3 protein-coding genes and 1 pseudogene are annotated in these 2,789 nt (G+C 73.1%); all 4 read left to right on the forward strand.

What is annotated here, in order from left to right:
* Positions 1-300, forward strand: a pseudogene (locus WH07_RS40040) (hypothetical protein); the annotation flags it as partial.
* Positions 290-1,294, forward strand: coding sequence for a tetratricopeptide repeat protein (locus WH07_RS31490; RefSeq protein ID WP_046507693.1), 1,005 nt, complete (start codon positions 290-292; stop codon positions 1,292-1,294). The pseudogene WH07_RS40040 and the gene WH07_RS31490, both read left to right, overlap by 11 nt.
* 89 nt (positions 1,295-1,383) lie before the next feature.
* Positions 1,384-1,923: an RNA polymerase sigma factor gene (locus tag WH07_RS31495; RefSeq protein ID WP_106409728.1), complete on the forward strand. Its 540-nt coding sequence runs from the start codon at positions 1,384-1,386 to the stop codon at positions 1,921-1,923.
* Positions 1,920-2,789: zf-HC2 domain-containing protein (locus WH07_RS31500; RefSeq protein ID WP_063775861.1), on the forward strand; the 870-nt coding region annotated here is incomplete at its 3' end. The genes WH07_RS31495 and WH07_RS31500, both read left to right, overlap by 4 nt.

Raw genomic sequence — 2,789 nt, forward strand, 5'->3', positions numbered from 1 at the left:
TCCCCGCCCCGAACCCCCAAGCACTCCAACGCCATTGACGGGCACGCCCGTATCGGCGGGCCCAGCATTCAGGCCGGTGCCATCAACGGCGACGTGCATGTCCACCCGCCGCCCGCGGCGCCCGCTCCCGGCCCGGCCGTCGCGCCCGTACCACCGCCACGAGCCGCTCCGCAGCCCGGAGAGGCGCGTGTGGTGATCCGGGTGCAGAGCGGAACGGAGACGATCGAGTTCTTCGACGAGGGTCTGGCGATGTACTGGATCAGCGCGCGCTTGCAGATGGGCCTTGGCTATGAACAGTGACCACGACGTCAATGACCACGACGTCAACGACCGTGACTTCGACGACGTCCATGGCGTGCACGACGTCCACGCCAACCGTGCCATCGATGCGGAAACGGCGTCGAGGGCTGTGGATATCCTCCGGTCGCCGCAGGTCGGCTACTCCAGCGTCGACGAGACCGACAGCGCCATCGTCCCTCTGGAGCATGTCCTCGCCGCCACCCCGGACGGGCCCCTCCGTACCACCATCCTGTCCAACCTCGGCCTGATCCGGATGGCACGCTTCCAGCTCACCGCCGCCCGCGCCGACCTGGACTCCGCCATCGCCTGCCTGCGCGAGGCCCTGGCGAGCCGGGATCCGTACGGGAGCCATCCCGCGCTCAGCGCCACCATCCCCAATCTGATCAGCGCGCTGCACACCCGCGCCGAGTTCACCGGTGAGTGGGACGATCTGGACGAGGCGATCGCGTGGGGGCGCGAGGCGGTCGTACGGGTGCGGCCGGGCCTGCCGCAGCGGGCCGCCGCGCTGGCGAGCCTGAGCAGCGCACTGCGCATCCGGTACGAACGGTCGCGGTACCCCGGCGATCTGACCGAAGCCATCGACCTGGGCCGGCAGGCCGCCGCCGACCTCCCGCCCGACCATCCCCGGCTGGGTCCTGCGCTGTCCAATCTGGGCAGCGCGCTGATGGCGTCGGGGCTGGCGCACGAGGCGGTGGGGGCGTACGAGCGGGCGCTCGACAGGTTCCGCGCGGCGGGCGACCGGGGGGGTACGGCGCGGACGCTGAACAACCTGGCCGGGGCGCTTGCCCAGGTGGGCCGGGTCATGGAGGCCCTCGTCGCCTATGAAGCGGCGCTGGAGGAGTTCCGTGCGCTGGGTGACTCGCGGGGTGAGGAGCGGGTGAGGCACAACCTGGCGGTGGCGCGGGTGCGGATGGAGCCCGAGGCCGCGCACCGGCTGGACGGGAGACCCGAGGCCCCCGGGACCCCCGAAGCCCCCGCGCCGCCGCTCATGTGACGCAGCCCACACCGCCGCGAAAACCTGGCCGTTCGGCCGTGCGTCTAGCCGGTGTGGGATCACGCAGGAGAACACTCGCGCTCGACGAGCTGGACGAGGAAGCACTCGTCCGGCTCGTCGCCAAGGGCGACCGTGCCGCGTTCGAGGAGCTGTACCGGCGCACCGCCCCCTGGCTGGCCGTACGGCTGCGGCGGCGGTGCGCGGACGAGCAGATCGTCGCCGAGGTCATGCAGGAGACGTATCTCGCGGTGTGGCGCGCGGCTAGCGCGTTCGCGGGCGCGGCGGTGGGCGGTACGGCCGTGGGGTGGCTGTGGACGATCGCGGCGCGGCGGCTCGTTGACGCGTTCCGGCGGCGGGCGCACCACGCGCGGCTGCCCGAGGCGGTGGCGGGCGGGAGCGTACGTACGGTCGCACCCGCCGCCGAGGACGAGGTGCTGGCGGCGGGCGTGGACGGCGAGGTCGGGGACGCGTTGCGGCGGCTGGCGCCCGAACTGAGCGACGTACTGCGGGCGATGGTGCTCGACGGGCTCACCGTACGGGAGACCGCCGTGCTGCTCGGCCTGCCTGAGGGCACCGTCAAGACCCGCGCCCGCAGGGCACGGCAAGCCATGCGGGAGGCACTTTCATGAGCGACGACCACGGGCGCGGGCACGACGGCGACTATGGGCGCGGGCACGGCGACGACTACGGACGCGGGCACAGCGGTGACCACGGGCGCGGGCACGGCGGTACGGATCCGGCGGCCGGGCACCATGCCTCCGATCGGCTCATCTCCCGTTACGCGCACGGCGATTCGGCGATTCCCGGCAACGAGGTCTGGGCACTCGAAGCCCATCTGGAGTCGTGCGCGGTGTGCCGTGCCCGGCTCGCCGGCCTCGCGCCGGCCGTCGCCCCCGCCGTGACCACGCTGGTCGACGGCGTCTGGTCGGAGCTGGCGCCGCTGCTGCCCGTGACGGCGCCGATGCCCGCGCGCCGGCGCTGGGCGCTGACGCTGTCGGCGTGGGCGTCGCCGGTGATGGGGCCGTGGGTGTGCATGACGGTCTTCGTCACGCTCTTCGCCGTTTTCCTGGACTGGACGGCGGGGTCGCGGGTCTCGTTCGTCCTGCTCCTCGCTCCTGTTCTGCCTGTGCTGGGGGTCGCGGGTGCCTGGGCGCGGGGCCTCGACCCGGCGTACGAACTCACCATGGCGACACCGCGCGCCGGACTTCCATTGGTGCTCCGGCGCACCACCTCCGTGCTGGTCGTGGTGATCGCGCTGCTGACGGTGGCGGGGTGGATCACGGGTACGACGTTCGCCCAATGGCTGTTGCCCTGCCTGGCGTTCACGACGGGGACCCTCGCGTTCGGCGGGCTGTTCGGGGTGGTCCGGGCGGCGGCCGGGCTGGTGGGGGTGTGGGCGGCGGTGATCGTGGCGCCGACGGTGGCGGTGAGCCGTACGCCGGTCCTGCTCCAGCCGGAGGCGCTGCCGGTGTGGGGGGCGGTGCTGGTGGTGGGA

It is taken from the genome of Streptomyces odonnellii, from assembly GCF_000981895.1.
In the GTDB taxonomy this organism is placed as follows: domain Bacteria; phylum Actinomycetota; class Actinomycetes; order Streptomycetales; family Streptomycetaceae; genus Streptomyces; species Streptomyces odonnellii.

Bases quoted from the DNA above. Each gene is read 5' to 3' on its own strand.
- WH07_RS31490 (WP_046507693.1), top strand. From the start codon at position 290: ATGAACAGTGACCACGACGTCAATGACCACGACGTCAACGACCGTGAC.